The organism is Allobosea sp. CCNWLY174 (genome assembly GCF_037120455.1).
GTDB lineage: Bacteria > Pseudomonadota > Alphaproteobacteria > Rhizobiales > Beijerinckiaceae > Allobosea > Allobosea lupini.
This window is the reverse complement of sequence record NZ_JBBBBQ010000001.1, coordinates 408585-434545: the sequence shown is the minus strand read 5'-3', so window position 1 is coordinate 434545 and position 25961 is coordinate 408585. Positions and strand designations below refer to the sequence as shown.

Genomic DNA, 25961 nt, shown 5'->3' with positions numbered 1-25961 from the left:
AGGCGCAAAGATTATCTTGGTGAGCAGCGCAAGCGCTTCGTCAGATGAAGCCCGCAACCAAGGGGTCCGCATTATGCAGCTCACCGGCATCCACCATGTCACCGCAATAACCGCCCAGGCCGCAGAGAACCGGCGCTTCTATGTCGAGACGCTCGGCCTGCGCCTGGTCAAGAAGACGGTGAACCAGGACGACACCTCTGCCTACCACCTGTTCTACGCCGACGGCGCCGGCTCGCCCGGCACCGACCTGACCTTCTTCGACTGGCCGGCCGCTCCGGCCAAGCGCGGCACGCATTCGATCACCCGCACCTCGCTCAGGGTCGCGAGCGAGGCCTCGCTCGACTTCTGGCGCGAGCGGCTGACGGCGGCCGGTATCGCGGTTTCCGATACGCGCCTCCTCAATGGCCGCGCCGCGCTTGATTTCGAGGACCCGGAGGGCCAGCGCCTGACGCTCATCGTCGATGGCGGTGCGATTCCCTTCGTCGCCTGGGAGAAGAGCCCGGTTCCGGCTGAGCATCAGATCCGCGGCCTCGGGCCGGTGACGATCTCGGTGCCGCAGATCGAGCGCACGGAGCTGGTTCTGACCAAGCTGCTCGGGCTGGAGCGCATCGCGGATTATCGCGACGCGGGCCACGCGAATGGTGACATCCATGTCTTCCGGATCGGCGAGGGCGGCCCTGCGGCCGAGCTCAATGTCGCAGTCGAGCCCGGTCTTGCCCCGGCCCGCGAAGGCGCCGGCGGCGTCCATCACCTGGCTCTGCGGACGCCGAGCTTCGGGGAGTACGACGCCTGGGCCGAGAGGCTGCGCGCCTCTGGCTATCCGAACAGCGGGCCGGTCGATCGCTTCTATTTCCGCTCGCTCTATCTGCGCGAGCCGAATGGCGTGCTGATCGAGATCGCCAGCGACGGGCCCGGCTTCGCCACCGACGAGCCCTTCGAGACCATGGGCGAGGGGCTCTCGCTGCCGCCTTTCCTGGAGCCGAAGCGGGCGGCGATCGAGGCCGGGCTGAAGCCTCTGGCCTGACGGCGCCCGGGCCACAGAAACGCGCTGCGGTCAGGACGGCCGCAGCGCGAGAAGCATTCCCTAAAATGCTTTTGATTCATCGCGAATTAACCAAGGTCGCGCTGAATGAACCTCGTGAGGTTGGGGCCTCCCGAGACTGATTAGCAGGCCGCTACGGTCTCCCGGTGCGTATCGAGCGCGGCGGCGAGACGAGCAAGGCGCTGCGCCTCAGCGGGAGGCCTGCAAGGTGTTCCGAGGCGTTGCGTATGCGTAGCTCGAACAAGTTCGCCGGTTATTCCTATAGCCTGAAGCGTCGGCGCGGCAGCCCCTTCATCCGCCTTGGCGTCGTCGTGGCCGTTGCCGCCGGCGCGATGGCGGGGGCGTCGGTCTGGTCTGGCAGGCAGACCGAGCAGGCGGCGACCGCAACACTGCCGCCCCAGAAGCACGCGCTGGCCCATTCGACATCGCCCCACAGCGCAACACCGCTGCTCCGCCCCGGCTATGTCGTTGGCTATGTCGCGCAATCTCTCGCCGAGAGCGCACCGCTCTCCAGTCGCTTCCAGTCGACAGTCGCCGCCCCGCAGGCCGTGGTATTCGATCCTGAGACGACCGGCTCGATCGCGCCGTCCGAGCCGGCGGCCGGCCCAAGCCTGGCGACGACCACTATTGCCGTCCAGCACGCTACGGCCGAAACCCCGCGAATCGCGCTGATCGCGCCGCGTCCAGTTCCGCGCCCGTCCGATCTCAAGCTGCCGACACCGCCTGAGCCGCGCCTCGCGACGCGCGCAATCTCGCGCCAGGGCAAGGACATCGTCGCCAAGGCAGAGCCTGCCCCCGACAACCGCTCCTTCTTCGAGAAGCTTTTCGGCGTGAATGCAAATGCCCCGCAGAGCTCCGGCGAACGTCTCGCCTATGCCGCGCCGCAGGACGACATCACCCAGCGCAGCGGCCGAGGCAGCGGCCTCACGGTCGCTCCGGCGCCCATGCCGGCGCCGATCGCATCGACGGCGCCGGCTGCCAGCGGCAAGACCGCAGTCTACGACATCAGCGCTCGCACCGTTTACTTGCCCAATGGCGAGCGGCTGGAAGCCAATTCCGGCCTTGGCGACAAGATGAACGACCTGCGCTACGTCCATGTCCGCATGCATGGCCCGACGCCGCCGCACGTCTACAATCTGACCGAGCGCGAGGCGCTCTTCCACGGTGTGCGCGCCATCCGCATGCATCCGGTCGGCGGCAGCGGCAAGATCTTCGGCCGCGCCGGCCTGCTGGTGCACAGCTACCTGCTCGGGCCGCGCGGCGACTCGAATGGCTGTGTATCGGTCAAGGACTACGACCGCTTCCTGCAGGCCTTCCTGCGCGGCGAGATCAAGCAGCTCGTCGTCGTGGGCGGGCGGAGTTGAGGCGCCGCCGCCAGCCTTGCCCCCATGGGAGCCCGGCTGCTCTGATCGGCGGATGACGAGACCGCCCACTCTTCCGACCTCTCTGCTGGCGCTTGCTGTGCTGGCACTCTCTCTGGCGGTGGCCGCTCCGGCCGCCGCCGAAGTGCGTTTCGGCAGCAATGTCCGCATCGGCGGCCACGATGCCTCGAACCAGCGCTTCGATCGCCGCAATCGCGGCGCCTACCGCGTCTACGAAGGGCGGCCGCGCAGTCCCGGTTGCTCCTGGCATGCGGATGGCAGGGGTGGGCGGGTCAAGATCTGCCATCTGCAGCGCATCAGGCGGCGCTGACCAACGAAAAGGGGCCAGCTTGCAGCTGGCCCCGACCATGTCTCCGTTCAACCAGTGCGTGGGGCGTGCCGCGGGCCCGCGCCGAGCGTTCTGTTTCAGAACTCTTCCCAGCCCGCGTCGCCGCCGCGGGCATTGGCGACCTTGCGGGCAGGGGCCGGCATGGGCGCGGGCACAGCATGTTCGCGACGCGGTGCCGGCTTGTGCTGGGCAAAGGCGGCCTCCGCACGCTGCTGCAGCCGTACCGGCTCCGACGCGTTGACCAAGACGAACGCAGCCGACTGCGGCGAGGCGGCGCCGGCGCTCGCACTGGTCCGGAAGCCGGAGACCAGGGCGTTGAGTTCGCCGATCTTGCTCGACAACGCGCCGGCAGAGGCGGCGCTCTGTTCGGCGAGTGCCGCGTTCGCCTGGGTCATCTCGTCCATATGCGCGACGGTCTGGCTCATCTCCTCGATGCCGTTGGCCTGTTCGCTCGAGGCCGCAGCGACCTCGGAGACGGTCGCCTGGACGCTCTGCGAGGCGGAGACGATGCGGGTCAGCGCGTCGCCGGCCTGGCGAACCAGTTTGACGCCCGCTTCGACCTCGGTGTTCGAGGAGGAGATCAGGCCGGTGATGCCCTTGGCCGCCTCGCCCGAGCGCTGGGCGAGCGTGCGGACTTCCGACGCGACGACCGCAAAGCCCTTGCCGGCGTCGCCGGCCCGCGCCGCTTCCACCGCTGCATTGAGCGCCAGCAGATTGGTCTGGAAGGCGATGTCGTCGATCACGCGGGTGATGTCGGAGATCTTCTTCGAGGCCGCCTCGATCCGTTCCATCGCCGAGACGGCGTCGGTGACGATGTTGCCGCCGGCCTGCGCGACCTGCATCGCCTCGCCGGCCTGGCGCACCGCCTGCTGGGCGGCCTGGGCGGCGGCCTTGACGGAGGCGGCGAGCTCCTCGGTGGTCGCAGCACTCTCCTCCAGCGAGGAGGCCTGCTCCTCGGTGCGCTTGGAGAGATCGTCGGCGCCCATGTTGATCTCGCGCGCCGACAGGCCGACATCCGCCGACATCGTCTGGATCGTGCTGACGGTCGCCGACAGCCGCGACAACGTTTCGTTGATCGCATCCTTCAATTCGGCGAAGCGGCCGCGATAGGCCGTCGGGACCTGACGGGTCAGGTCGCCGGCGGCGAGCGCCTGCAGCACCGCGACGAACTCCGTGGTGGCGTTGTCGACGACAGCATTGATCTCGTTGATCCCGGCAACCAGCTTCTGCATCTGCTCGTCGCCATGATCGATCTGGAGCCGGGCTGAGAAATCGCCGGCGGCGGCCGCGGCGACGACTTCGCCGACATCGGACACCACCGAGGCCATCGCATCCGCCGAGCGAATGCGCGCTGCGGAGGCGGCACGCTCCTGCTCCTGCAGCAGCGCGACCTGCTCGGTGCTCTGGCGCAGGACCGAGACTGCCCGGGCCATCTCGCCGATCTCGTCGCGGCGCTTGGTATGTGGCACCTCGATCTGGGTCTCCCCGGCGGTGAGGCGGCTCATCGTCCCGCCGAGGTCGACGAGAGGACGGATGATCGAGCGCCGCGAAAAGACCAGCGCGCCGAAGATCGCGCCGCCGAGCACCGCGATCAGGGCGACCGGCAGCCAGGTCCGCACCTGCTCCGAAAAGGCGCTGGAGGCTGCATCGACCTCGTTGGCGAGCGTCTCGTTGAAGCTGCTCAGCGACGTCAGCTCTTCCTGCAGCGTCGCGCGGTTCTTCTTGCTGGCGTCGCTGTTGCCCCAGGCTTCCGCCGCACGGGCCGAGATCTCGCGGACCATGCGCGTCGTCTCCAGCCGGATGGCGACGAATTCGGTGATCAGGCCACTGATCTTCTCCATCCGCTCGCGTTCGGCCGGCGGGACGAGCCTGGCGAGATCCTTGCGGCGCTCCTCGACCCTGGCGAGGCCGCCCTCGACCGTCGTCGCTGCGATGCCGGCGAAATGCGGGTTGCGGGCGGTGTAGACGAGGTAGGAATCGGCGACGACGAGATTGACCGCGGCATTGAGCCGTTCGGCGGCGAGGGCGATGTGGTTCTGCTGCGACGAACGATCGTTCATCGTGTCGATGCGGGTCATCGCCAGCAAGGCGCAGCCGAGTGCAACCAAGGCGCCGGCCGCGACGATCGCGATCAGCCCCAGAATCTGGGTCCTGATGGATTTCATGATGTCCCCTCGCAGGCCGCTAGTTCGACTGCGGCGCTGAAACCTAGCGAGAGGCTTTGAATCCGGAGTTAACCGTGATCGTTTTTAGAGCGCTTTTTCAATCGTTTGAAAGATCGCTGCGGGCGAATGGCGGCTATTCTTCCGCGGCGCTGGCCTTCTTGGCCTTTGCGCTCTTTGCTTTTGCTGGCGCCTTCTTGGCTGCTGCCGGCTTCTTGGCAGCTGCCGGCTTCTTGGCGGGTGCCTTCGCCTTGCTCTTGGTGCCACCGCCGGTCGCCGCCTTGGCGTTGACCAGCTCGATCGCCTGTTCGGTGGTGATGCTCTCCTGCGCCATAGTCTTCGGCAGCGTGGCGTAGACCTTGCCCCATGCGACATAAGGACCGTAGCGGCCGGCCCTGACCTCCATCTTGCCGCCCTGCGGGTGCTCGCCGAGATCGCGCCCTGGCGTCGCCGCGGCATTGCCGAAACGGCGGCCGCCCGCACCGCTCTCCTTGGCCACGATCAGGTCGATTGCGCGGTTGGCGCCGATCTCCAGGATGTCGTCGCCCTTGTCGATATTGGCGTAGGTCTTGCCGTGCTGGACGTAAGGGCCGTAGCGGCCGATGCCGGCGAGGATCGGCTCGCCGCTGGTCGGATGCTTCGCGACCTCCCGCGGCAGCGAGAGCAGGGCGAGTGCCTTCTCCAGCGTCAGCGAGCCGACGGTCTCGCCCTTGGGCAGGCTGGAGCGCTTCGGCTTCTCGCCGTCGCCAAGCTGGATATAGGGGCCGAAGCGGCCGTCGCGCGCGGTGACCTCGAGATCGGTGACCGGATCCTTGCCGAGGATGCGGACGCCATTGACGGCCTGCCCGCCTTCGGCCGACGCCTCGCCATCGGCAGCGGACGCCGTGAGCGGGCGAGTGAAGCGGCATTCGGGATAGTTCGAGCAGCCGACGAAGGCGCCGAACTTGCCGAGCTTGAGCGAGAGCGTGCCGGTGCCGCAGACCTGGCAGCTGCGCGGATCGCTGCCATCGGGGCGCGGCGGGAAGACGTGCTGACCCAGGATGCCGTTCAGCGCTTCCAGAACGTCGCCAACGCGCAGCTCCTTGGTTTCGCCGATCGCCTTGGTGAATTCGTCCCAGAACTCGCGCAGCAGGACCTTCCAGTCGACATCGCCGCTGGAAACCAGATCGAGCTTCTCCTCCAGGCTCGCCGTGAAGTCGAACTCGACATAGCGCTTGAAGAAGGACTCCAGGAATGCCGTGACCAGCATGCCCTTGTCCTCGGGCACCAGGCGCTTCTTCTCGACGCGGACATATTCGCGGTCGCGCAGCGTTGCCAGCGTCGCGGCATAGGTCGAAGGCCGGCCGATCCCGAGCTCTTCCATGCGCTTGACCAGGCTCGCTTCCGAAAAGCGCGGCGGCGGCTCGGTGAAATGCTGGTCGGCGGCGATGGCGCGCTTCTCCAGCGGATCGCCGGCCTTCATCGGGGGCAGCTTCCTGGAGTCCTCGTCCTCCTCGTCGTCGCGGCTCTCCTGATAGAGCGTCAGGAAGCCGTCGAAGAGCACGACCTGGCCGGTCGCGCGCAGTTCGAGCGCGCGGGCCCCGACCTGGGCGGCGATATCGACTGTGGTGCGCTCCATCGAGGCCGATTCCATCTGGCTGGCGATGGTTCGCTTCCAGATCAGCTCATAGAGCTTGGCCTGCTCGGGCTCGAGATGACGCGCGACCATCGCCGGCAGGCGGCCGAGATCGGTCGGGCGGATGGCTTCGTGCGCTTCCTGCGCATTCTTGGCCTTGACCGTGTATTTGCGCGGGGCGTCGGGCACGTAGTTGTCGCCGAACTCCTTGCCGATGACCCGCCGCGCCGCCGTGATCGCCGAGCCGTCCATGTCGACGCCGTCGGTCCGCATATAGGTGATCAGGCCGACGGTCTCGCCGCCGATGTCGACGCCCTCATAGAGGCGCTGCGCGACCTGCATCGTGCGAGCCGGCGCCATGCCCAGCTTGCGCGAGGCCTCCTGCTGCAGGGTCGAAGTCTGGAAGGGCGGCTGCGGATGGCGCTTGACCGGCTTGGCCTCGACCTCGGCGACCGAGAACCTTGCGGTCTCCAGCGCAGCCTTGAAGGCCGCGGCCTCATCGCCCGTGCCGATGTCGAGCCGGGTGATCTTCTTGCCGTCGGCGCCACTGAGACGTGCGTCGAAGGTTGCGCCGCTGGCGGTTGCGAGCGTCGCGATCAGCGACCAGTATTCGCGGGCCCGGAAGGCCTCGATCTCGCGTTCGCGGTCGCTGACCAGGCGCAGCGCGACCGATTGCACGCGCCCTGCCGAGCGGGCACCGGGGAGCTTGCGCCACAGCACAGGCGACAGGGTGAAGCCGACGAGATAGTCGAGGGCGCGGCGGGCGAGATAGGCGTCGACCAGCGCCTGGTCGATCGGGCGCGGATTGGCCAGCGCCTTCTGCACGGCATCCTTGGTCACGGCGTTGAAGGTGACGCGCTCGACCGGGATGCCCTTGATGGCCCGCTTCTGGTTCAGCGCCTCCAGCACGTGCCAGGAGATCGCCTCGCCCTCGCGATCCGGGTCGGTGGCGAGAATGACCTTCTCGGCGTTCTTCGCCGCCTTGGCGATCTCGGCGACCTGCTTGGCGCCGCGCCCCTCGGTCTCCCAGAGCATTGCGAAGTCGTTCTCGGGATCGACCGAGCCGTCCTTCGCGGGGAGATCGCGAATGTGCCCGAACGAGGCGATGACCTCGTAGTCCGGGCCCAGATATTTGTTGATCGTCTTGGCCTTGGCCGGCGACTCGACGACGAGGAGCTTCATGACGCTTTCGATCTCATAGACAAGGGTAAGGCGGGCACTAGCAGCCAGCCTCGCCGAACTTGGCGCGGGGCGCGTTGATAGCGGTTCGGGATTGCGCGCGAAAGTGGTTCACGCGGCCGGTCCTGTCAAACCCGATTCTGCTTTCCGGGGCAGGGCGGTCAGGCTACGTCAGCAGCCGCCGCCGTTTCGGCGTCTGATATGGAGAGCTTGGCATGTCGTCGCAGAACCGGACAAGTCGGCTGACCTCGCTCAATATCCGCGGACGCAAGGGCGGCGAGCCGCTCGTCGCCCTGACGGCCTATACCGCGCCGATGGCCAGGATCGTCGACGAGGTCGCGGATGTCGCGCTCGTCGGCGACTCGCTCGGCATGGTCGTCTACGGCCTCGACAGCACCGTCCCGGTGACGCTGGAGATGATGAGCCTGCACGGCCAGGCCGTGGCGCGCGCGACGACGCGTTCCCTCGTCGTGATCGACATGCCGTTCGGCAGTTATGAAGAGGGCCGTGAACAGGCCTTCCGTAATGCCGCCCGGCTGCTCAAGGAGACTGGCGCCGGCGCCGTGAAGCTCGAAGGCGGCGCGAGGATGGCCGAGACCGTGCGCTTCTTGGTCGAGCGCGGCGTGCCGGTGATGGGCCATGTCGGGTTGACGCCGCAGGCGGTCAACACGCTCGGTGGCTACAAGGCGCAGGGTCGCAGCAAGGCTGAGTGGCCGGCCCTCATCGCCGACGCCACGGCGATCGCCGATGCCGGGGCATTCTCCCTGGTGATCGAGGCGGTTGCTGAGCCGCTGGCGGTCGAGATCACCAACAAGGTCGCGATCCCGACCATCGGGATCGGCGCCTCGGCAGCCTGCGACGGGCAGGTCCTCGTCCTCGACGACATGCTCGGCCTCACCGACCGCGTGCCGAAATTCGTGAAGGCCTATGGCAATCTCGCAGCACAGGCCCGGGAGGCGGTGCGTGCCTACGCCGCCGAGGTGCGCAGCCGCCAGTTCCCTGGTGAAGCACATGTCTACGCGTTGAAAGCAGAGTGACGCACTGAAGAACGTGCGCGCCGCCTTGCGCCGGCCACGACTCGCCCCTAAACAGCGGTCTTCAAATGACATCGACCGTATCGCTCTATCCGCACCGCCATCTCCTCGGGATCGAGGGGCTGTCACATCTGGATATCGAGGCGCTGCTCGAGCGCGCCGAGACCTATGTCGCGCTCTCGCGCCAGATCGAGAAGAAGACGGCGACGCTGCGCGGCCGCACCCAGATCAACCTGTTCTTCGAGCCGTCGACACGGACGCAGGCCTCGTTCGAACTCGCGGGCAAGCGTCTGGGCGCCGATGTGATGAACATGTCGGTCGGCTCCTCCTCGGTGAAGAAGGGCGAGACGCTGATCGACACTGCCGCGACGCTGAACGCGATGCGGCCGGACATTCTGGTCGTGCGCCACCATGCCGCCGGCGCGGTCAATCTGCTCGCCCGCAAGGTCGATTGCTCGGTCGTCAATGCCGGCGACGGCGCCCATGAGCATCCGACGCAGGCCCTGCTCGACGCCCTGACCATCCGCCGTAACAAGGGCCGGATCGCCGGGCTGACCGTCGCGATCTGCGGCGACATCGTGCATTCGCGCGTCGCCCGCTCCAACATCATCCTGCTGAGCGCCCTTGGTGCCAAGGTCCGCCTGATCGCGCCTTCGACCCTGCTGCCGACCGGTGTCGAGCGCATGGGCGTCGAGGTCTTCCGTGACATGAAGAAGGGGCTGGAGGGCGTCGACATCGTCATGATGCTGCGCCTGCAACTCGAGCGCATGAACGGCGCCTTTGTTCCGTCCTCGAAGGAGTACTTCCGCTATTTCGGGCTCGACCGCGACAAGCTCTCGCTGGCCGCGCCGGATGCGCTCGTCATGCATCCCGGCCCGATGAACCGCGGCGTCGAGATCTCGTCCGAGGTGGCGGACGGCGCCCAGTCGCTGATCCGCGAACAGGTCGAGATGGGCGTGGCCGTGCGCATGGCGGTGCTCGATGCGCTTGCGCAGCATCTCCCGAATGGCTGAGCCGGATGGAGCTCTTCCTCGCCTGGCTGCTGCGACAGATGCGCCGGGCAAGGATCGTCTTCGTCGGACTCTATCTCGTGGTCGTGGCCGGCTTCGTCTATGCCGAGCCGCGCTCCGCCTGGACCTGGCTGATCGTGCTGCTCGGCGCGCTCCTCTGCATCGGCATCTGGGGGCTGGTCGGGTTCTGGCATTATGTCTTCACGCAGCGCCGCGAGCGCGAGAATGGGATCGAGCGTAGCGATGGCTGAGAGCAGCGATCTTGCGATCATCGGCGCGCAACTGGTCGACCCGGCCTCCGGCCGCGAGGGCGTCGGCAGCGTCCTGATCCGCGACGGTGTGATCGCCGATGTCCATTGGGGTGGCGATCGTCCGGAGCTTCCGGCCGGCATCGAAGTGGAGGAGGGCCGCGGCCTCGTGCTCGCGCCCGGCCTCGTCGACCTGCGCGCCTTCCTCGGCGAGCCCGGCGCCGAATTCCGCGAGACGCTCGGCACCGGCTCGCAGGCGGCAGCCGCCGGCGGCGTCACCACTGTGATCTGCCGCCCCGACACCGATCCGCCGATCGACGATCCCTCGGTGATCGACTTCATCAAGCGCCGTGCCCGCGACAAGGCGATCGTCAATGTCCTGCCCGCTGCGGCCTTGACCAAGGGATTGCACGGCAGGGAGATCACCGAGTTCGGCCTGCTGCTCGAGGCCGGCGCGGTCGCCTTCAGCGACGGCGCCAATGGCGTGCGCAACCCGCAGGTGATGCGCCGCGCCATGATCTATGCCCGCGACTTCGACGCGCTGTTGATCAACCATGTCGAGGATCCCGATCTGCGCGGCGTCGGCGTGATGAACGAGGGCGAATTCGCCAGCCGCAAGGGCCTCCCGGGCATTCCGCACGAGGCCGAGACGGTGATGCTCGAGCGCGACCTGCGCCTCGCTCGCGCCTCCGGCGCCCGCTACCACGCCGCCATGATCTCCTGCTCGGATTCGCTCGCGCTGATCCGCCGGGCCAAGGAGGACGGGCTTTCTGTCACCTGCGGCGTCTCGATCAACAATCTCTGCCTGAACGAGAACGATGTCGGTGAGTACCGCACCTTCTGCAAGGTCTCGCCGCCGCTGCGGCACGAGGACGAGCGGCTGGCGATGATCGAGGCCGTGGCTGAGGGCCTGGTCGATGTCATCGTCTCCGACCACGACCCGCAGGACGTCGAGACCAAGCGCCAGCCCTTCGCCGAAGCCGCCAATGGCGCGCTCGGCATCGAGACGCTGCTGCCGGCGGCGCTCAGGCTCTATCACGGCGAGCAGGTCGGCCTTGCCGCGCTGTTCGCCGCCCTGTCGAGCCGGCCGGCTGAATTGCTCGGGCTTGGCTGCGGCCGGCTTGCGATCGGCGCACCGGCCGATCTTGCCTTGATCGACATCGACGCGCCCTTCGTCGTCGACAAGCGCAAGCTGAAATCGCGCGCCAAGAATTCGCCCTTCGACGAGGCGCGGCTGCAAGGCCTGGTGCAGGCGACCTGGGTCGGTGGCCGGGTGGTGTATCGCGGCGAAGCAGCTTAGGGTTGCGGCCGTACGGGCGGGAGAGGTTGCATGGCTGAGGCGTTCGCTTGGGCGTATCCGAGCCAGATAGGGCTCGCCGCGCTTGTCCTCGGCTACCTCCTCGGCTCGATTCCGTTCGGCATTATCCTGACCCGGCTGAGCGGCGGCCCGGATCTGCGCACGATCGGCTCCGGCAATATCGGCGCGACCAATGTCCTGCGCACTGGCAACAAGAAGCTGGCGGCGCTGACGCTGCTCGGGGACATGCTGAAGGGCACGGCGGCGGTCCTGCTCGCCGGCTGGCTGCTCGGCGGCAAGGCGGCTGCGCTCGCCGCTGGCCTCGGCGCCTTCCTCGGCCATCTCTTCCCGGTCTGGCTGCGCTTCAAGGGCGGGAAAGGCGTCGCGACCTTCCTCGGCATCCTGATCGGCTTGAATTGGTCGATCGCGCTGATCTTCGCGGCGGTCTGGCTGAGCATCGCCTATCTCTCCAAGTATTCCTCGCTTTCGGCCCTGATCGCCAGCCTGCTCACGGTGCTGCTGCTCTGGTTCTGGATTCGCGATGCCCAGGCGGCCGGGCTGATGGCGATCCTCGCGCTATTGCTCTGGTTCATGCATCGCGAGAACATCGCGAGGCTGCTCGCCGGCCGCGAGGGCAAGATCGGACAGAAGGGCTGAATGGCGATGGCCGGTTTCGCTCTCGACGATCGGCAACGCCTCGACTGGCTCCGCCTGATCCGCAGCGAGAGCATCGGCCCACGCACCTTCCGCACCCTGGTCAATCGCTTCGGCGGTGCCGCCGGGGCTCTCGAAGCCTTGCCGCAGCTCGGCCGGCAGGCCGGGCGGACGCTTCGGCTGTGCACGCCAGCGGAGGCCGAGCGGGAATTCGAGGCGCTGCACCGGCGTGGTGCCCATCTGATCGCGCTCGGCGAGGCCGCCTATCCCGTGCCGCTGCAGGCGATCAATTCGGCTCCGCCGCTGATCGCGATCGAAGGCGACCCGGCGGTGCTGGGTCGCCCCTGCGTCGCCCTGGTCGGCTCGCGCAACGCCTCCGCCGCCGGGCTGAAATTCACCGCGACGCTGTCGCGGGAGCTGGGCGAGGCCGGCTTCGTCGTCGTTTCGGGTCTTGCCCGAGGGATCGACACGTCGGCGCATCAGGCGAGCCTGGAGAGCGGCACGATCGCGGTGCTCGCAGGCGGGCTAGACGAGGTCTATCCACCGCAGAACATCCCGTTGCTGGATCGTATCCGCGGGCGCGGCGCAGCGCTGAGCGAGATGCCGCTCGGCTGGGTGCCGCGCGGGCGCGATTTCCCGAGGCGCAATCGCCTCGTCTCGGGGCTGGCTTTAGGGACGGTGGTCGTCGAGGCCGCGCGCAAATCCGGTTCGCTGATCACCGCCCGCTTCGCCAATGAGCAGGGCCGTCAGGTCTTCGCCGTGCCGGGTTCGCCGCTCGATCCACGGGCCGAGGGTGGCAACCACCTGATTCGCGAAGGCGCGATCCTCTGCGCAGAAACGGCTCATGTCGTCGATGTCCTGGCGCCGATGCTACGGCAGGGCGATCTGTTCGGGTCAGCGCCGATTCTGGCGCGCGAAGAGGCTGGCACGGAACCCCGGAAGGAAGCGCTCTGGGACGAGCTCGATCTGCCGGAGATCCTGCCGGCCCCGAAGCTCGAGCTCGAACGCGAGCCCATCTCGCAGGAGGGGCACGTCGAAGATGCTCCCCGCCGGCGCCTGCTCGACCTGATCGGGGCCACGCCGACGGCGCTGGACGATCTCGTTCGCGCCAGCGGCCAGCCGGTGCGCGAGGTCAGCCGCATCGTGCTGGAACTGGAACTGGAGGGCATGGTGCAGCGCCACGCCGGCGGCGCGCTTTCACGGTCGACCTGACCCTGGAGGCGAGACGGTCAGCCGGCCGCCTCGCCCCAGCGGCTGCGCTCGCGCTCGGCCTCCGCCGCCGCAAGCTCGAGGAAGGTCACCAGCAGGTCAAGCTCGGCGGCGCGAGCCTGGTTGCTAAGTTCGGCGAGCATAGTCGCCGCCTTTACGGCAACGTCGCGCTGCAGGTCGCGTTGACGGGCTCGCTTCTCGACCAGAAGCTGCAGGGCCAATGCCTCCGGTTCGCCGTGACGGTACAGGCCTTGCGAGGAGAGAGGGGCGCCGCTTGGGTAGCGATAGTCGGAGAAGCCGGCATCGGACACTCCTGTCAGGTTGCTGAATCCAATTCATGCAACCTATAGTTTGATAATCTGCAAAGCCTGGCCTCAAGGCGCACTGTCGGGATCGGCCACGTCGCCGAGCTGCAATTGGCAGGTCCGTCGATTGATCGCTGCCTCAAGCCGCGTCATCTCGACGAAATGGGCCAGGCTGCTGAGCTGTGCCGCCCGGGCCATCGCACCGAGCTCGACGGTGATCTCCTCGATATAAGATGCAATCTCCAATTGCATGTGCGCCAGCGCGTCCATGCTGTACGGACCGGGCGAGGCCGAGGCGCTGCGGCCGATGCCGGAAGCTCGAGGCAAGTGATTGTCATCCCGATAGATTTTATCCTCCTTGATTCGCCGCGATGCTGCTTTCCTCATCTCGCCCAACCCTGTGGCCGCACTCGTTCGGGAAACGAACCGGCGTTCGACGCAGCTATTTTTGCTACTCGCTCTCCAGAAATGCAATCACTGCGTGTAATTATTCTCTCGAAAGGAACACCTTCCGGATTGCCGGGTTGATTGCCAGTCGCAATTCCGCCGCGATTGGTTCAGGCCCGGTTCAACCGGAGCGAGCTAGATCAGGCGTCAAGGCGGGAACCCGCCGAGAAGGAGAATGCCATGTCAGCTTTCGGAAAGAGCCGTTTCCTCGTGACGCTCGCCGTCACCGGCAGCGTTCTGGCGGCAGGCCTGACGCCCGTCATGGCGGGCGAGACCCGCCCGGTCGGCTTCGACAAGAGCCGTCTCGATGCGGCGCAGGCCGACTACTCGCAGTACTATCGTCGCGGCTGGCGGGGCGGCAATCGCGGCGCTGCGGTCGCAGCTGGTGTTGGCCTCGGCCTTCTTGGGGCTGCGGCGATCGCTGCCAGCCGTCCGGCCTATGCCGAACCGGTCTATGGCTATGACGACGGCTATTACGACGAGCAGCCGGTTTATGTGGCGCCGCGCCGCTACTACGCGCCGCGCTACTACGCCCCCGACAACATCCGCGACCCGGCCGGCGGCAGCTATCGCTGAACGCCGACCAGGATAAACAGCCTTAATCAATTCTGAACGCCTGGCGCCTAGGCTTGAAGGGCCGCTTCCGTATCATGACGGGGGCGGCCCTTTTCATGGCCTACGGGAGCTTGCGGCTCCGATCCCGGGGCGTTGCCTTGCCGACCTTGGAGAAAAAACGATGAAACCCTCGCTCAAGACACTGCTGTCCGGCTCCGGCGCGGTCGCCCTGGCGGTGCTCTGCTCCGGCGCGGCAACGGCCCAATACTATTCCGATGACGGCTACGGCCGTCGCCGCGGCTATGACCGGGGTTATGACGGCGGGTACGATCAGGGCCGCCGCGACAGGGGCTATGGTCGCGACGATCGCGGTTATGGGCGCGACGACCGCCGTTATGGCGGCCAGGACGGTGGCGGCTATCGGCGCGGCCCCAATCCCAATAATCCGCTCGCCGGCATGAGCATCGAAGACCAGAAGCGGGCGATCAAGAACCATCGCGACGCGCAGAAGAAGGCGATCAAGCGCGGCTACGTCATTCCGTAGTCGTCCTCCTGCTGCTCGCTCGCATCGGCGGTGATGCGGCCGAGCCGATCGAGCGCGCCTTGCAGGATATAGGCGGCGGCCATCTTGTCGACGACGGCCGCGCGCCGGGCGCGCGAGGCATCAGCGTCGAGCAGGGTGCGGGTGACGGCGAGCGTCGACATCCGCTCGTCCCAGAAGACGATCGGCAGCGCCGTCAGCGGCGCGAGATTGCGCACGAAGGCGCGGGTCGACTGGACCCGTGGACCTTCCGTTCCATCCATGTTGAGCGGCAGGCCGATCACCAGCCCGGCGATCGCGTGCTTGTCCGCCACCTTCAACAGCGCCGCAGCGTCCTGGCGAAACTTGATGCGCTGGATCGTCTCCAGCGGCGTTGCGATCCGGCGCTCGACATCGGACAAGGCGAGCCCGATCGTCTTGGTACCGAGATCCAGCCCCAGCAGGCGGGCGTGCTCGGGCAGAGCGAGGAAATGATCCAGGGCGACGAGATTGCTCATCTGCCGCCGGTAGCATGGGCCGCCCGCAGAGGCGAGCGGCCCAGCCTGACGCTAGTTGGCGTTCTGCGGCGTCAGCCCGGCGGCCTTCAGCGCCGTTCCCCATTTAGCGACCTCGGCGGCGAAGCGCTTGGCATGGGCCTCGCGCGTCCATTCGCTGGCCGGGAAGGCGCTGGTGCCGACGGCCTTGAAGCGCTCGAGCACGACCGGGTCGTTCAAGGCGGCCTGCAGCGCGCCGTTGAGCTTGTCGAGCGCAGCGGTCGGCGTGCCCGTCGGGGCGTAGAGCCCGTGCCAGATCGTCATGTCGATCTCGGTGCCGGCCTCGCGCGAGGTCGGGACGTTCGGCAGCACGCCGAGCCGTTCCGGCGAGGTCACCGCATAGGCGCGGATCTTGTCGGACTGGATCTGCGGCACCGCCGTCGTCGATTGGTCGCAGAGCACGTCGACCTGGCCGCCGACCAGGTCGTTCATCGCCGGCCCGGTGCCGCGATAGGCGACTTGGGCAAGCTTGACGCTCAGGGCCTGCGAGATCAGCACCGCGCACAGATGCGCATTCGACCCGACACCGGCATGGGCGACGGTGAGTTTCTCGGCCTGCTGCTTGGCGTAGGGGAAGAAGGCCTTGCCATCGACCGGGGGTAGCGCGAGCTTGCCGGCAATCACCATCGGCCCGGTGTTGATGAGCCCGACTGGTGCAAAGGCGGTCTGCGTGTCGTAGCCAAGATTGCTGTAGAGCGCCGGCGCTGCCGCGAGCGCGAGATGGTGGATCAGCAACGTGTGCCCGTCCGCCTCGGCCGAGACGAGGCGCTTCGCGCCGGCCGTGCCACCGGCGCCGGCGATGTTCTCGACGATGACCTGCTGGCCAAGCGTGCGGCCCATATGCTCGCCGAGCAGGCGGGCGATCACATCGCTGGGCCCGCCGGCGGCAAAGGGAACGATCAGGGTGATGGGCTTGGTCGGGAAGCCTTGAGCCAGGGCAGGTGCGCCCAGGCCCAGCAGGGCCAGCCCAGCGAGGGCGCTGCGGCGCGTCATGAGGATTCTGCGGATATGCGCGATCATTCGTTTCCTCCAATAGGGCGGCCGCTCTGCGTCGGCTTGGTCGAAATCTCGTGGCTTTTCGGTCCTCGAGTTTGGTTCGCTCGATTTCGAGCGGAACTTTAGAAATGCAGGGCAACAAACTGATCTTGCACCGGTAGATGATCGGTGCTCGCACGAAATCGGGCAGGGACGGTTCAGCGCAGGTCCGACAGGTAGTGAACCTCCTGGGTCAGACACAGGCTGAGCCGGTGCTCGACAGGCGTGCCATCGAGCGACAGGGCGATACGGTCGATCTGCAGGGCCGGTTCGCCAGCCGCAGCTCCCAGCACTGCGGCGTCCTTCGCCGAGAGCGCCACCGCCTTCAGCCGTTCGCGCGCATTGGCGATGGTGATGCCGTAGTGCCCCGCATACAGGCTGTAGAGATTGTTCGGGATCGGCCCGCTCTCCAGCCCCGGGAAGAGGGCTTGCGGCAGGCTGACCGTCTCGACGATCAGCGGCGCACCGTCGAAGGAGCGCTGCCGGCGGATTCGGATGATGGGGGCCGCCTCCTGCAGGTCCAGCGCCGTACGCTCCGCGTCGTCAGCCGGTCCCGTCGTCACCGAGAGCACGACGCTGTCGGGAAAGCGCGGCGCACCCTGGTCCGGCGCCAGCTTGAAGAACTGGAACAGGATGCGGCGCTCGTCATGCTCGGCGACGAAGGTGCCGCGGCCCTGGCGCCGCACGACGAGGTTCTCGGCAGCAAGCTCGTCGAGTGCCTTGCGCACCGTGCCCTGGCTGACGCCGATCTCGGCGGCGAGTTGCCCTTCGCTCGGCAGAACCGCGCCGGGAGCCCAGACGCCATCCATGAGCCGGCGTACGAAGATCGCTTTGACCTGCCGGTAAAGCGGCCGGAAGCCGAGCGTCTCCGGCATGTCGGGCTCACGAGGCTGCGCTGTGATTTCGAGCTTGTGCACACTCATATGTCTTATATAAGACTTGGGCGCAGCCGCGTCGAGCCCCATTCGAAAAGGGATCGCGAAGCGTGGATTACGGGAACGGTCAGGGATATCAGCCATGAGCAAGCCGCATCTGCTGGTGCATGAGAAGAAGGACACGGTCGGCGTCGTCGTCGTCGAGGGCCTGAAGGCGGGAACCGACATGCTCTGTGTCGTCACGCACGACAATTCCGACTTCCGCCTCGCCGCCAAGATGGACATCCCGATCGGCCATAAGGTCGCGCTCAAGGACATCAAGAAGGGCGATACGATCTGGAAATACGGTCAGGACATCGGCAAGGCGATCGCCGATATCGCCAAGGGCGAGCATCTCCACGTCCACAACGTCAAGACCAAGCGCTGGTGAGCGCAAGGTCTTCGCCGATCACGCAACGAGGCTCCCGTCAGGTCGAGCCCGCAACCTTTCAGGAAACGCCCATGTCCTCCATCGTCGCCAATTTCGACCTCGTCAAAAGCAAGCTCGCCAAGGTGAAGGGCCGCAAGATCGAGGCGCCCGAGTTCAAGACGCCCTTCGTCAAGCGCCCGACTGGCCGCAGTCTCGATTCCTTCATGGGCTGGCGCCGCGAGAACGACCGCGTCGGCGTGCGCAACCATGTGCTGCTGCTGCCGCTCGACGATCTCTCCAACGCCGCCTGCGAGGCCGTTGCCAACAACATCAAGGGCACGCTGGCGATCCCGCATGCTTATGGCCGCCTGCAGTTCGGCGAGGACCTCGAGGTCCATTTCCGCACCCTGATCGGCACCGGTTCGAACCCGAACGTCGCGGCGGTGGTCGTCATCGGCATCGAGGATGGCTGGACCAAGCGCGTCGTCGACGGCATCGCCAGGACCGGCAAGCCGGTGGTCGGCTTCGGCATCGAGGGCCATGGCGACATCGCCACCATTGCGAAGGCGTCCTATGTCGCCAAGGAGTTCGTGCAGTGGGCGACCGAGCTCCCGCGCGTGAAATGCGGCATCGAGGAGCTCTGGGTCTCGACCAAGTGCGGTGAATCGGACACCACCACCGGCCTGTCCTCCTGCCCGACGGTCGGCAACATGTACGACAAATGGATCCCGCGCGGCGTCTATGGCGTCTTCGGCGAGACATCCGAAATCACCGGCGCAGAGCATCTCTGCAAGGCGCGCGCCGCGACGCCGGAGGTCGGCGAGCGCTGGTACAAGATGTGGAAGGCCTATCAGGACGACGTCATCGAGGCTCACAAAACCGACGACCTCTCCGATTCGCAGCCGACCAAGGGCAACATCGCGGGCGGCCTGACCACGATCGAGGAGAAGGCCCTCGGCAACCTCGAGAAGATCGGCCGCGAGTGCAAGTTCATCGACATCCTGGAGCCGGCGCAGGCGCCTGAGAAGGGGCCGGGCCTCTACTACATGGACACCTCCTCGGCCGCGGCGGAGTGCGTGACCCTGATGGCGGCGGGCGGCTATGTCGTGCACACCTTTCCGACCGGGCAGGGCAACGTCATCGGCAATCCGATCGTCCCGGTCATCAAGATCACCGGCAACCCGAAGACCATGCGGACCATGCCCGAGCACATCGACGTCGACGTCTCCGGCATCCTGCGTCGCGACCTCACCATCCCGCAGGCCGGTGATGCGTTGATCGAGACCATCGTGCGCACCGCGAATGGCCGCCTCACGGCAGCCGAAGCGCTCGGCCATCGCGAGTTCTCGATGACCAAGCTATACCGCAGCGCCTGAGGAACTGCGTCTCCGGGCGCGACGAGGCAAACGTGTCGGTCAGCATCGCTTCCAGCATCGTTGCACTACATGAGCCGGGGCAGGATGTCTTGCCCGCCTATGTCCGTGCTCTCGAAGCAGGCTGGTCGCCGAACACGATGCGCAACGTCGCGCCGGAGCAGCTCGCGGCGATCGCGGCCGATCCGGACGCCTTCGTCGCCGGGCTCAACCAGCGCGGCGGCACCATCCGCCTGCATGACGGCAGCGAGGTCGCGCGCCTGCCTGACATGATCCGCTGGATCATCGCGACCGACCGGCCGGAGCGGCCCTTCGTCGGCAGCATCAATCTGCGCTGGCAGGAAGATGAATCCGGCAAGCCGGTCACGGAATTGCCGCCGCATGTGCTCGGCCATGTCGGCTATACCATCCTGCCGCAGCACGCGGGGCGGGGTTATGCCAGCGCCGCCCTGACTGCGGTGCTCGTCGAGGCGCGTAGTATTGGCCTGCCATTCCTGAAGATCACCTGTGACGTCGCGAATGCGGCTTCGCGCCGGATCATTGAGAAGGCCGGCGGACGTTTCGTCGAAAGCTTCGTTGCGCCATTATACGGGCCGGAAGAGCGGCTGATGTATCGGATCGACTTGCAATCATGAGCGAAACGGCGACCTTGCGCCTGACGAACGGGCTCGGCCGGCTCGCACCGGGCATCGCCCTGTCGGCGGCGGTGGCGATCGCCTCCGTGCTGGCCGAGCCTGTCGTGAAGCAGCTCGCCGGCGGGCGCGTCGGCCTCCCGGCCGTCGTCATCGCCCTGGTAATCGGCATGACCCTGCATCCGATCGCCAATACGAAGCGCTTCGAGCCTGGCATGACCTTCTGCGTCAAGAAGCTGCTGCGCTGGGCGATCGCGCTGCTCGGCCTGCGCGTAGCGCTCGGGGACATCGTCGCGCTTGGCCTCGGCACGGCCCTGCTCGTCATCGTCGCCATGACCGCGACGATCGTCGCCGGCTTCGTGCTGGCGCGCCTGCTCGGCCGTGAGCCAGGCGTCGGCGCGCTCGGCGGCGTCGCAACGGCGGTCTGCGGTGCCTCGGCCGCGCTCGCGACCTCGACCGTCGTGCCCGACTACCGCAACAAGGCCGCCGACACCGCCTTCACCGTGATCGCGATGAACGTGCTCTCGACGATCGCGATGCTGGCCTATCCGCTGCTCTGCGCCTGGCTCGGCCTCTCGCAGCAGCAGACCGGCGTGATGCTTGGAGCGACCATCCATGACGTCGCGCAGGTCGTCGGTGCCGGCCAGGCGGTCTCGGACGAGGCGGCGAATGCGGCTGTCATCGTCAAGCTGTTCCGGGTCTTCCTGCTGCTGCCGGCTGTGCTGATCGTCGGCTGGTGGCTGACCCGAGATGGCGAGACCCATGGCGACGCCAAGGTGCCGGTGCCGGTCTTCGCTTTCGTCTTCCTGATCATGTGCCTGATCAACAGCGTGCTGAGCACGCAGGCGGGGCTCGCCGGCATCTACATGCCGATGCGCGACATCCTGCTCGAAATCTCCCGCTGGGGCCTGCTGATCGCGATCGCGGCGCTCGGCCTCGGCACCTCTATCGCGGCGATGGCCCGGCTCGGCTGGCGGCATCTCGCCGTGGTCACCGGCACCAGCCTCGTCATCCTCGTCGTCGCCACGGGCGGGATCATCCTGCTCGGCTGACTGGACTTCACAGCGGAAACAGCCATGACCGAGATCGTCATCACCGAATTCATGGACGAGGCGGCGGTCGCGGCGCTCAAGGCGCGCTACAGCGTGCACCATGACCCGGATCTCTTCGGCAAACCGGACGAGCTCGCGCGGCTGGTCGCCGACATCCCCGCGCTGATCGTGCGCAACCAGACGCAGGTCCGTGGCGAGGTGCTGGCAGCCGCCAAGAACCTGAAAGTCGTCGGGCGGCTCGGCGTCGGGCTCGACAATATCGACATGGAAGCCTGCTCGGCGCGTGGCATCAAGGTTTTCCCGGCGACCGGTGCCAACAGCCTGTCGGTGGTCGAGTACGTGATCGGCACCGCGATGACGCTGCTGCGCGGCGCCTATTTCGCCAATGACGCCATGCTCGCCGGCGAATTTCCCAAGACCAGGCTGATCGGCCGCGAGATCGCCGGCAAGCGCATGGGCCTGGTCGGCTTCGGCGCGATCGCCCGCGATGCGGCGCGGCACGCAAGAGCGCTCGGCATGACCGTTGCGGCCTATGACCCTTATGTTCCCGCTGGCGATGCCTGGCAGGGCATAGAGCAGCTCGAGCTCGACGCTTTGCTGTCGACGTCCGACGTGATCTCGATCCATCTGCCGCTGACGCCTGAGACGCGCGGACTGATCGGCAAGGCCGCCTTTGCCAGGATGAAGCCCGACGCGATCCTGATCAACGCGGCGCGCGGCGGCATCATGGACGAGGCGGCGCTGGTTGCGGCGCTGAAGGGCGGGCGCCTCGGCGGCGCGGCGCTCGACGTCTTCGAGCAGGAGCCGCTCAAGGCCGATGGCGCCAAGGTCTTCGCGGGCACGCCCAATCTGATCCTGACGCCGCACATCGCCGGCAATACGGTGGAATCGAACGGGCGCGTCTCCGGTCTCGTGGCAGAGCGGGTGATGGCGGCTTTGGAGGGCAGGGCGTGACGAAGCTCTCGCTGGAAGCGGCCGAGCAGAAGGTCGCGGATCTCTTCATCGAGGCCGGCGCCTCTGCCGCCAACGCCGCCTCAGTCGCGCTGGCGCTGGTCATGGCCGAAGCGGACGGGCTGAAGGGGCACGGCCTGTCGCGCGTGCCGACCTACATCTCGATGCTGCGCTCCGGCAAGATCGACGGTCAGGCCGTGCCGATCGCGCGCCAGCCCAAGCCCGGCGTGCTGGCGATCGACGCCGCCCACGGCTTCGCCTATCCTGCGATCGACCTCGCCGTGATTGAACTGCCCGAAATCGCGCGCAAGCAAGGCATCGCCGCCGCGCCGATCCGCCGTTCCAACCATTGCGGCGCTGCCGGCCTCCATGTCGAGCGGCTGGCCGAGCAGGGGCTCGTGGCCCTTCTCTTCGCTAACACGCCCGGCGCGATGGCGCCCTGGGGCGGCGCCAAGCCGGTCTTCGGCACCAATCCGATCGCGTTTGCCGCGCCGCTGGCCGGCCGCGAGCCGCTGGTGATCGACATGGCGCTGTCCAAGGTGGCGCGCGGTCCGATCGTCGCGGCTAAGCAGAAGGGCGAGCCGATCCCCGAAGGCTGGGCCCTTGACGCCCAGGGCAAGCCGACGACCGATCCGGCGGCGGCCATCGCCGGTACCATGGTGCCGCTCGGCGACGCGAAGGGCGCGACGCTTGCCATGATGGTCGAGATTCTCGCCGCGGCGCTGGTCGGCACCCATTTCGCCTTCCAGGCCTCGTCCTTCCTCGACGACCAGGGCGGCCCGCCCGACACCGGCCAGCTCATCCTCGCCATCGACCCGGCGAGCATGGGCGGCAACTGGTTCGCTGAGCGCATGCGGACGCTGACGCATGCGATCGAGGAGCAGCCGGGGACGCGGCTGCCCGGTATGCGGCGCTATGCTTTGCGGGCCAAGGCACGGGCGGAGGGCATCGACGTCGCATTCTAACGATGCCGCGTCCTTCCGGGGGCAGGCCGAAGGGCTGAGCCCGGAACTCATGAACACAGGTCGCTTCCAGAAGGCAGCGGCACTCGACGCGCCTCTTCAGAAGCCTCCGGTGTTCATGGATTCCGGACTCTTTCCTGCGCAAAGCCCCGGCAAGACCCCAGTCTCTCGCTCACACGAAATCGAATCGATCAACATCGACAAGGCCTTTGTCGGTGATCTTGAGATGCGGGATCACCGGCAGGGTCAGGAAGGCGACCTGCAGGAAGGGTTCGGCCAGCACGACGCCGAGCGCCTTCGCAGCCGCGCGCAGGCCTTCCAGCCCATGCCGCACCCTCTCGAAAGGCTGGTCGCTCATCAACCCGGCGACGGGCAACGCCAGCTCGGCAACGACCTTGCCGCCATCGGCCACCGCGAAGCCGCCGCCGGTCTCGATAAGCCGGTTGGCCGCCGCCGCCATCGAGGCCGCGTCGACGCCGACGACGCAGAGATTGTGGCTGTCATGGCCCACCGACGAGGCGATGGCGCCGTGCTTCATGCCGAAGCCATGGACGAAGCCTGAGGCGATGCCGCCATTGCGGCCATGGCGCTCGATCACCGTGACCTTGACGGCATCCTGGTCGAGATCGGGCAAGGCGAGGCCGTCCTGCATCGGCAGGCGCATCGAAAGGCGCTCGGTGATGATGCGGCCGGGAACGACGCCGATCACAGGCGTCTCGCCATCGCGCGCCTTCACCGCGAAATCCTCCGGCGCGAGCCTGCGGCTGCGGACGCTGGCGAGGCCGACGGGTGGAACCGTTGCCCTGTCGGAGAACAGGGCGTCCTCGACCAGCCTGCCGCCGGCGAAGACCCGCCTGACGCGACAGGCCGCGAGATCGTCGACCAGCACGATGTCGGCGCGCTTGCCGGGGCCGATGAAGCCACGATCGAACAGGCCGAAGTTCCGTGCCGCCGACAGGCTCGCGGTGCGATAGGTCGCGAGGATGTCGGCGCCATGCGCGATCGCGGTGCGGATCATGTAGTCGAGATGGCCTTCCTCGGCGATGTCCAGCGGATTGCGGTCGTCGGTGCAGAAGGCGAGGAAGGGCGAAGCGTCGCGCGTGATCAGCGGGATCAGCGCATGCAGGTCCTTCGAGACCGAGCCCTCGCGGATCAGGATGGCCATGCCCTTGCCGAGCTTTTCGCGCGCTTCCTCGGCGGTCGTGGTCTCGTGGTCGGTGCGGATGCCGGCGGAGAGATAGCCGTTGAGGTCGAGCCCGCGCACCAGCGGCGCATGGCCGTCGATATGCCGGTGTGAGAAGGCTTCCAGCTTGGCGAGGCAGACGGGATCGCGATGGAGGACGCCGGGGAAGTTCATGAACTCGGCGAGGCCGATCACCTTGGGATGATCGATGAACGGGGTAAGATCGGCCGCTTCCAGCGCAGCGCCCGCCGTCTCCAGATGCGTCGCCGGCACGCAGCTCGAGAGCTGGACACGTAGATCCATCCGCATCGCCTGCGCGCATGCGAGGAAATAGCGGATGCCCTCGGCGCCGAGCACATTGGAGATCTCGTGCGGGTCGCAGATCGCGGTGGTGACGCCGTGCGGCAGGACGCAGCGCTCGAATTCGAGCGGCGTCACCAGCGAGGATTCGACATGGAGATGCGTGTCGATGAAGCCGGGCACGGCGATCAGGCCGGAGGCATCGAAGCTCGCCTTGCCCTCGTAGCGGCCATGGGTGCCGACGATCGTGTCGCCGCAGAGCGCGATGTCGGTCGGGGAGAGGTCGCCCGTCACGAGGTCGAACAGCCGCGCGCCGCGAATGACGAGATCGGCCGGCTCGTCGCCCCGTCCTTGCGCGATCCGGCGGGCGAGGGTGGCTGCGTCGGTCATAGGCGTGAGCTCCGGGTTTGGGCCGGCTTGGCTATGCCATCTCGCCGGCCTAGACAGGCGCTGTCCAGTCGCCTTTTCGCGGAGACCATCATGCAGCTCACCTGGTTCGGCCATTCGGCGTTTCGGCTCGACCTGCCCGGCGCCTCGGTCCTGATCGATCCGTTCTTCACCGGCAATCCGGCTTTCGAGGGCGATGTCGCAGCGGCCGGCAAGGGCGTCAGCCATATCGTCATCACCCACGGCCATGGCGACCATGTCGGCGACACGCTCGCCATCGCTGCCGCGAACGACGCCACGGTGATCACCAATTACGACCTCTGCATGCACCTCGCCTCGAAGGGGCTGAAGACGTTCCAGCCGATGAACACAGGCGGCACTGTCGATCTCGGCGCTTTCTCGGTGACCCTGGTCCGCGCCGATCATTCGGCAGGCATGGGCGAAGCGGGGGTGGCCGTCCCGGTTGGCAACGCCAATGGCGCGATCATCAAGACGCCTGGCGAGAAGACGCTCTGGCACATGGGCGACACCGACATCTTCTCGGACATGGCCCTCCTCGCCGAGATCCACGGCGTCGAGGCCTGCATCTGTCCGATCGGAGATCGCTTCACCATGGGCGCCAGGACCGCGGCGCTGGCGATGACCCGCTTCGTCAAGCCCAAGCTCGCCATCCCCTGCCACTACGGCTCCTTCCCGATCATCGCCCAGGATGCAGCAGTCTTCGTCGAGGGGCTGAAGGGCAGCGGCATCGAGGCGCTGGTGCCGGAGAAGGGCAAGGCGGTCACGGTCTGACGCCGCAGCCATTGTGAGCAGCCGCAGCCGGTGGACCGCAAGTAAGTGCTGACTTACTGGCGGTCCGCGCGCTATAGCGCTGGCGAACCATGTCCGGCGCCGTTGCGCCGATCCCAGCAGGAGCCAGCCCATGTCGGTCGACGCCGCCACCGTCAAACGCGTCGCGCATCTCTCGCGCATCGCCGTCGATGATGCGGATGTGCCGAAGCTGCAAGGCGAGCTCAACGCCATCCTCGGCTTCGTCGATCAGCTCAACGAGCTCGACGTCACAGGTGTCGAGCCGATGACCTCGGTCACGCCAATGGTGATGAAGAAGCGCCAGGACGTCGTGACCGATGGCGAGATCGCCGCCGATATCGTCGCCAACGCGCCGGCTTCCGAGGACGACTACTTCATGGTGCCGAAGGTGATCGAGTGAGCGCCTGACGCGCACCGTTCACCCTCATCGCCCGTTCCTATACGTTTTACG

Annotated in this window: 27 protein-coding genes; 19 read left to right on the top strand and 8 right to left on the bottom strand. The window is 67.1% G+C overall.

The genetic code is table 11. The features are described from left to right. Nucleotides 1–73: 73 nt before the first annotated feature. From V7S63_RS02095 to V7S63_RS02085, 3 genes are all read left to right on the top strand, one after another. A complete protein-coding gene (locus tag V7S63_RS02095) occupies nt 74–1024 on the top strand; it encodes a ring-cleaving dioxygenase (RefSeq protein ID WP_336529055.1) in 951 nt (316 codons plus the stop codon). Between the two features lie 245 nt (nt 1025–1269). Further along, nucleotides 1270–2406: a DUF2778 domain-containing protein gene (locus V7S63_RS02090; protein WP_336529054.1), complete on the top strand. Its 1137-nt coding sequence runs from the start codon at nt 1270–1272 to the stop codon at nt 2404–2406. Between the two features lie 52 nt (nt 2407–2458). Then, the gene (locus V7S63_RS02085) at nt 2459–2734 is read left to right on the top strand and encodes a hypothetical protein (RefSeq protein ID WP_442896402.1); all 276 of its coding nucleotides are present in this window, start codon (nt 2459–2461) and stop codon (nt 2732–2734) included. A 95-nt stretch (nt 2735–2829) separates the two neighbouring features. Here V7S63_RS02085 and V7S63_RS02080 read toward each other — a convergent pair whose 3' ends face one another. Both V7S63_RS02080 and topA read right to left on the bottom strand, forming a co-directional pair. Continuing rightward, nucleotides 2830–4917, bottom strand: coding sequence for a methyl-accepting chemotaxis protein (locus V7S63_RS02080; protein WP_336529053.1), 2088 nt, complete (start codon nt 4915–4917; stop codon nt 2830–2832). Nucleotides 4918–5050: 133 nt separating this feature from the next. After that, nucleotides 5051–7711 (bottom strand): type I DNA topoisomerase, encoded by a 2661-nt coding sequence (gene topA / locus V7S63_RS02075; RefSeq protein WP_336529052.1) that lies wholly within the window; start codon nt 7709–7711, stop codon nt 5051–5053. Between the two features lie 212 nt (nt 7712–7923). On the opposite strand from topA, the gene panB reads away from it, so the two are divergent. The 6 genes from panB (at nt 7924) to dprA (ending at nt 13163) form a co-directional block, all read left to right on the top strand. After that, nucleotides 7924–8745: a 3-methyl-2-oxobutanoate hydroxymethyltransferase gene (gene panB / locus V7S63_RS02070; protein ID WP_336529051.1), complete on the top strand. Its 822-nt coding sequence runs from the start codon at nt 7924–7926 to the stop codon at nt 8743–8745. Nucleotides 8746–8810: 65 nt separating this feature from the next. After that, entirely contained in the window at nt 8811–9755 is a 945-nt protein-coding gene (locus tag V7S63_RS02065; RefSeq protein ID WP_091829281.1) for an aspartate carbamoyltransferase catalytic subunit, read from the top strand. A 5-nt stretch (nt 9756–9760) separates the two neighbouring features. Continuing rightward, complete coding sequence (locus V7S63_RS02060) at nt 9761–10003, top strand: hypothetical protein (RefSeq protein WP_091829279.1); 243 nt, start codon at nt 9761–9763, stop codon at nt 10001–10003. Then, a complete protein-coding gene (gene pyrC / locus V7S63_RS02055) occupies nt 9996–11300 on the top strand; it encodes a dihydroorotase (RefSeq protein WP_336529050.1) in 1305 nt (434 codons plus the stop codon). Before V7S63_RS02060 ends, pyrC begins: the two co-directional genes overlap by 8 nt. A 30-nt stretch (nt 11301–11330) precedes the next feature. Then, the gene (plsY, locus tag V7S63_RS02050; RefSeq protein ID WP_336529049.1) at nt 11331–11954 is read left to right on the top strand and encodes a glycerol-3-phosphate 1-O-acyltransferase PlsY; all 624 of its coding nucleotides are present in this window, start codon (nt 11331–11333) and stop codon (nt 11952–11954) included. After that, nucleotides 11955–13163: a DNA-processing protein DprA gene (dprA, locus tag V7S63_RS02045; protein WP_336529048.1), complete on the top strand. Its 1209-nt coding sequence runs from the start codon at nt 11955–11957 to the stop codon at nt 13161–13163. A gap of 17 nt (nt 13164–13180) precedes the next feature. On the opposite strand, the gene V7S63_RS02040 is transcribed toward dprA, so the two are convergent. Together V7S63_RS02040 and V7S63_RS02035 are read right to left on the bottom strand one after the other, a co-directional pair. Then, the gene (locus V7S63_RS02040; RefSeq protein ID WP_336529047.1) at nt 13181–13471 is read right to left on the bottom strand and encodes a hypothetical protein; all 291 of its coding nucleotides are present in this window, start codon (nt 13469–13471) and stop codon (nt 13181–13183) included. Nucleotides 13472–13534: 63 nt separating this feature from the next. Then, entirely contained in the window at nt 13535–13852 is a 318-nt protein-coding gene (locus V7S63_RS02035) for a hypothetical protein (protein ID WP_336529046.1), read from the bottom strand. 240 nt (nt 13853–14092) lie between these two features. Between V7S63_RS02035 and V7S63_RS02030 the strand changes: the two genes are divergently transcribed. Together V7S63_RS02030 and V7S63_RS02025 are read left to right on the top strand one after the other, a co-directional pair. After that, complete coding sequence (locus V7S63_RS02030; RefSeq protein WP_336529045.1) at nt 14093–14488, top strand: hypothetical protein; 396 nt, start codon at nt 14093–14095, stop codon at nt 14486–14488. A 160-nt stretch (nt 14489–14648) separates the two neighbouring features. Then, nucleotides 14649–15011 carry a hypothetical protein gene (locus tag V7S63_RS02025; RefSeq protein ID WP_336529044.1) on the top strand — a complete coding sequence of 121 codons (363 nt, stop codon included), beginning with the start codon at nt 14649–14651 and terminating at the stop codon, nt 15009–15011. On the opposite strand, the gene ruvX is transcribed toward V7S63_RS02025, so the two are convergent. The 3 genes from ruvX to V7S63_RS02010 all read right to left on the bottom strand — a co-directional run bounded on the left by ruvX (nt 14996) and on the right by V7S63_RS02010 (nt 17451). Further along, nucleotides 14996–15505 carry a Holliday junction resolvase RuvX gene (gene ruvX / locus V7S63_RS02020; RefSeq protein WP_336529043.1) on the bottom strand — a complete coding sequence of 170 codons (510 nt, stop codon included), beginning with the start codon at nt 15503–15505 and terminating at the stop codon, nt 14996–14998. The two genes, V7S63_RS02025 and ruvX, sit on opposite strands and share 16 nt — an antisense overlap. Before the next feature lie 51 nt (nt 15506–15556). Beyond that, on the bottom strand, nt 15557–16534 hold the full coding sequence (locus V7S63_RS02015; RefSeq protein WP_336529042.1) for a tripartite tricarboxylate transporter substrate-binding protein: 978 nt from the start codon (nt 16532–16534) through the stop codon (nt 15557–15559). A 200-nt stretch (nt 16535–16734) separates the two neighbouring features. Then, on the bottom strand, nt 16735–17451 hold the full coding sequence (locus V7S63_RS02010) for a GntR family transcriptional regulator (RefSeq protein ID WP_100960232.1): 717 nt from the start codon (nt 17449–17451) through the stop codon (nt 16735–16737). A 142-nt stretch (nt 17452–17593) separates the two neighbouring features. Between V7S63_RS02010 and V7S63_RS02005 the strand changes: the two genes are divergently transcribed. The 6 genes from V7S63_RS02005 (at nt 17594) to V7S63_RS01980 (ending at nt 22833) form a co-directional block, all read left to right on the top strand. Continuing rightward, nucleotides 17594–17881, top strand: a complete 288-nt coding sequence (locus V7S63_RS02005) for a UxaA family hydrolase (protein ID WP_091829257.1) — start codon at nt 17594–17596, stop codon at nt 17879–17881. Nucleotides 17882–18084: 203 nt separating this feature from the next. After that, nucleotides 18085–19236 carry a UxaA family hydrolase gene (locus V7S63_RS02000; RefSeq protein ID WP_336529649.1) on the top strand — a complete coding sequence of 384 codons (1152 nt, stop codon included), beginning with the start codon at nt 18085–18087 and terminating at the stop codon, nt 19234–19236. Nucleotides 19237–19268: 32 nt separating this feature from the next. Next, nucleotides 19269–19868: a GNAT family N-acetyltransferase gene (locus tag V7S63_RS01995; protein ID WP_336529041.1), complete on the top strand. Its 600-nt coding sequence runs from the start codon at nt 19269–19271 to the stop codon at nt 19866–19868. Continuing rightward, nucleotides 19865–20917: a YeiH family protein gene (locus V7S63_RS01990; protein WP_336529040.1), complete on the top strand. Its 1053-nt coding sequence runs from the start codon at nt 19865–19867 to the stop codon at nt 20915–20917. Before V7S63_RS01995 ends, V7S63_RS01990 begins: the two co-directional genes overlap by 4 nt. Before the next feature lie 24 nt (nt 20918–20941). Further along, the gene (locus V7S63_RS01985) at nt 20942–21871 is read left to right on the top strand and encodes a hydroxyacid dehydrogenase (protein ID WP_336529039.1); all 930 of its coding nucleotides are present in this window, start codon (nt 20942–20944) and stop codon (nt 21869–21871) included. Further along, nucleotides 21868–22833, top strand: coding sequence for an Ldh family oxidoreductase (locus V7S63_RS01980; protein WP_336529038.1), 966 nt, complete (start codon nt 21868–21870; stop codon nt 22831–22833). Before V7S63_RS01985 ends, V7S63_RS01980 begins: the two co-directional genes overlap by 4 nt. Nucleotides 22834–23002: 169 nt before the next feature. On the opposite strand, the gene ade is transcribed toward V7S63_RS01980, so the two are convergent. Continuing rightward, the gene (gene ade / locus V7S63_RS01975; protein ID WP_336529037.1) at nt 23003–24703 is read right to left on the bottom strand and encodes an adenine deaminase; all 1701 of its coding nucleotides are present in this window, start codon (nt 24701–24703) and stop codon (nt 23003–23005) included. Between the two features lie 90 nt (nt 24704–24793). Here ade and V7S63_RS01970 point away from each other — a divergent pair, with 90 nt between their 5' ends. After that, entirely contained in the window at nt 24794–25492 is a 699-nt protein-coding gene (locus V7S63_RS01970; protein WP_336529036.1) for a metal-dependent hydrolase, read from the top strand. Nucleotides 25493–25622: 130 nt separating this feature from the next. Next, entirely contained in the window at nt 25623–25910 is a 288-nt protein-coding gene (gatC, locus tag V7S63_RS01965) for an Asp-tRNA(Asn)/Glu-tRNA(Gln) amidotransferase subunit GatC (RefSeq protein ID WP_091829244.1), read from the top strand. Nucleotides 25911–25961: the final 51 nt, after the last annotated feature.

What these genes read in the sequence shown, in the direction of transcription:
- V7S63_RS02095 (WP_336529055.1), top strand. Translation starts at nt 74, where the DNA reads ATGCAGCTCACCGGCATCCACCATGTCACCGCAATAACCGCCCAGGCC.
- V7S63_RS02090 (WP_336529054.1), top strand. Translation starts at nt 1,270, where the DNA reads ATGCGTAGCTCGAACAAGTTCGCCGGTTATTCCTATAGCCTGAAGCGT.
- V7S63_RS02085 (WP_442896402.1), top strand. Translation starts at nt 2,459, where the DNA reads ATGACGAGACCGCCCACTCTTCCGACCTCTCTGCTGGCGCTTGCTGTG.
- V7S63_RS02080 (WP_336529053.1), bottom strand. Translation starts at nt 4,917, where the DNA reads ATGAAATCCATCAGGACCCAGATTCTGGGGCTGATCGCGATCGTCGCG.
- topA (WP_336529052.1), bottom strand. Translation starts at nt 7,711, where the DNA reads ATGAAGCTCCTCGTCGTCGAGTCGCCGGCCAAGGCCAAGACGATCAAC.
- panB (WP_336529051.1), top strand. Translation starts at nt 7,924, where the DNA reads ATGTCGTCGCAGAACCGGACAAGTCGGCTGACCTCGCTCAATATCCGC.
- V7S63_RS02065 (WP_091829281.1), top strand. Translation starts at nt 8,811, where the DNA reads ATGACATCGACCGTATCGCTCTATCCGCACCGCCATCTCCTCGGGATC.
- V7S63_RS02060 (WP_091829279.1), top strand. Translation starts at nt 9,761, where the DNA reads ATGGAGCTCTTCCTCGCCTGGCTGCTGCGACAGATGCGCCGGGCAAGG.
- pyrC (WP_336529050.1), top strand. Translation starts at nt 9,996, where the DNA reads ATGGCTGAGAGCAGCGATCTTGCGATCATCGGCGCGCAACTGGTCGAC.
- plsY (WP_336529049.1), top strand. Translation starts at nt 11,331, where the DNA reads ATGGCTGAGGCGTTCGCTTGGGCGTATCCGAGCCAGATAGGGCTCGCC.
- dprA (WP_336529048.1), top strand. Translation starts at nt 11,955, where the DNA reads ATGGCGATGGCCGGTTTCGCTCTCGACGATCGGCAACGCCTCGACTGG.
- V7S63_RS02035 (WP_336529046.1), bottom strand. Translation starts at nt 13,852, where the DNA reads ATGAGGAAAGCAGCATCGCGGCGAATCAAGGAGGATAAAATCTATCGG.
- V7S63_RS02030 (WP_336529045.1), top strand. Translation starts at nt 14,093, where the DNA reads ATGTCAGCTTTCGGAAAGAGCCGTTTCCTCGTGACGCTCGCCGTCACC.
- V7S63_RS02025 (WP_336529044.1), top strand. Translation starts at nt 14,649, where the DNA reads ATGAAACCCTCGCTCAAGACACTGCTGTCCGGCTCCGGCGCGGTCGCC.
- ruvX (WP_336529043.1), bottom strand. Translation starts at nt 15,505, where the DNA reads ATGAGCAATCTCGTCGCCCTGGATCATTTCCTCGCTCTGCCCGAGCAC.
- V7S63_RS02015 (WP_336529042.1), bottom strand. Translation starts at nt 16,534, where the DNA reads ATGACGCGCCGCAGCGCCCTCGCTGGGCTGGCCCTGCTGGGCCTGGGC.
- V7S63_RS02010 (WP_100960232.1), bottom strand. Translation starts at nt 17,451, where the DNA reads ATGCCGGAGACGCTCGGCTTCCGGCCGCTTTACCGGCAGGTCAAAGCG.
- V7S63_RS02005 (WP_091829257.1), top strand. Translation starts at nt 17,594, where the DNA reads ATGAGCAAGCCGCATCTGCTGGTGCATGAGAAGAAGGACACGGTCGGC.
- V7S63_RS02000 (WP_336529649.1), top strand. Translation starts at nt 18,085, where the DNA reads ATGGGCTGGCGCCGCGAGAACGACCGCGTCGGCGTGCGCAACCATGTG.
- V7S63_RS01990 (WP_336529040.1), top strand. Translation starts at nt 19,865, where the DNA reads ATGAGCGAAACGGCGACCTTGCGCCTGACGAACGGGCTCGGCCGGCTC.
- V7S63_RS01985 (WP_336529039.1), top strand. Translation starts at nt 20,942, where the DNA reads ATGACCGAGATCGTCATCACCGAATTCATGGACGAGGCGGCGGTCGCG.
- ade (WP_336529037.1), bottom strand. Translation starts at nt 24,703, where the DNA reads ATGACCGACGCAGCCACCCTCGCCCGCCGGATCGCGCAAGGACGGGGC.
- V7S63_RS01970 (WP_336529036.1), top strand. Translation starts at nt 24,794, where the DNA reads ATGCAGCTCACCTGGTTCGGCCATTCGGCGTTTCGGCTCGACCTGCCC.
- gatC (WP_091829244.1), top strand. Translation starts at nt 25,623, where the DNA reads ATGTCGGTCGACGCCGCCACCGTCAAACGCGTCGCGCATCTCTCGCGC.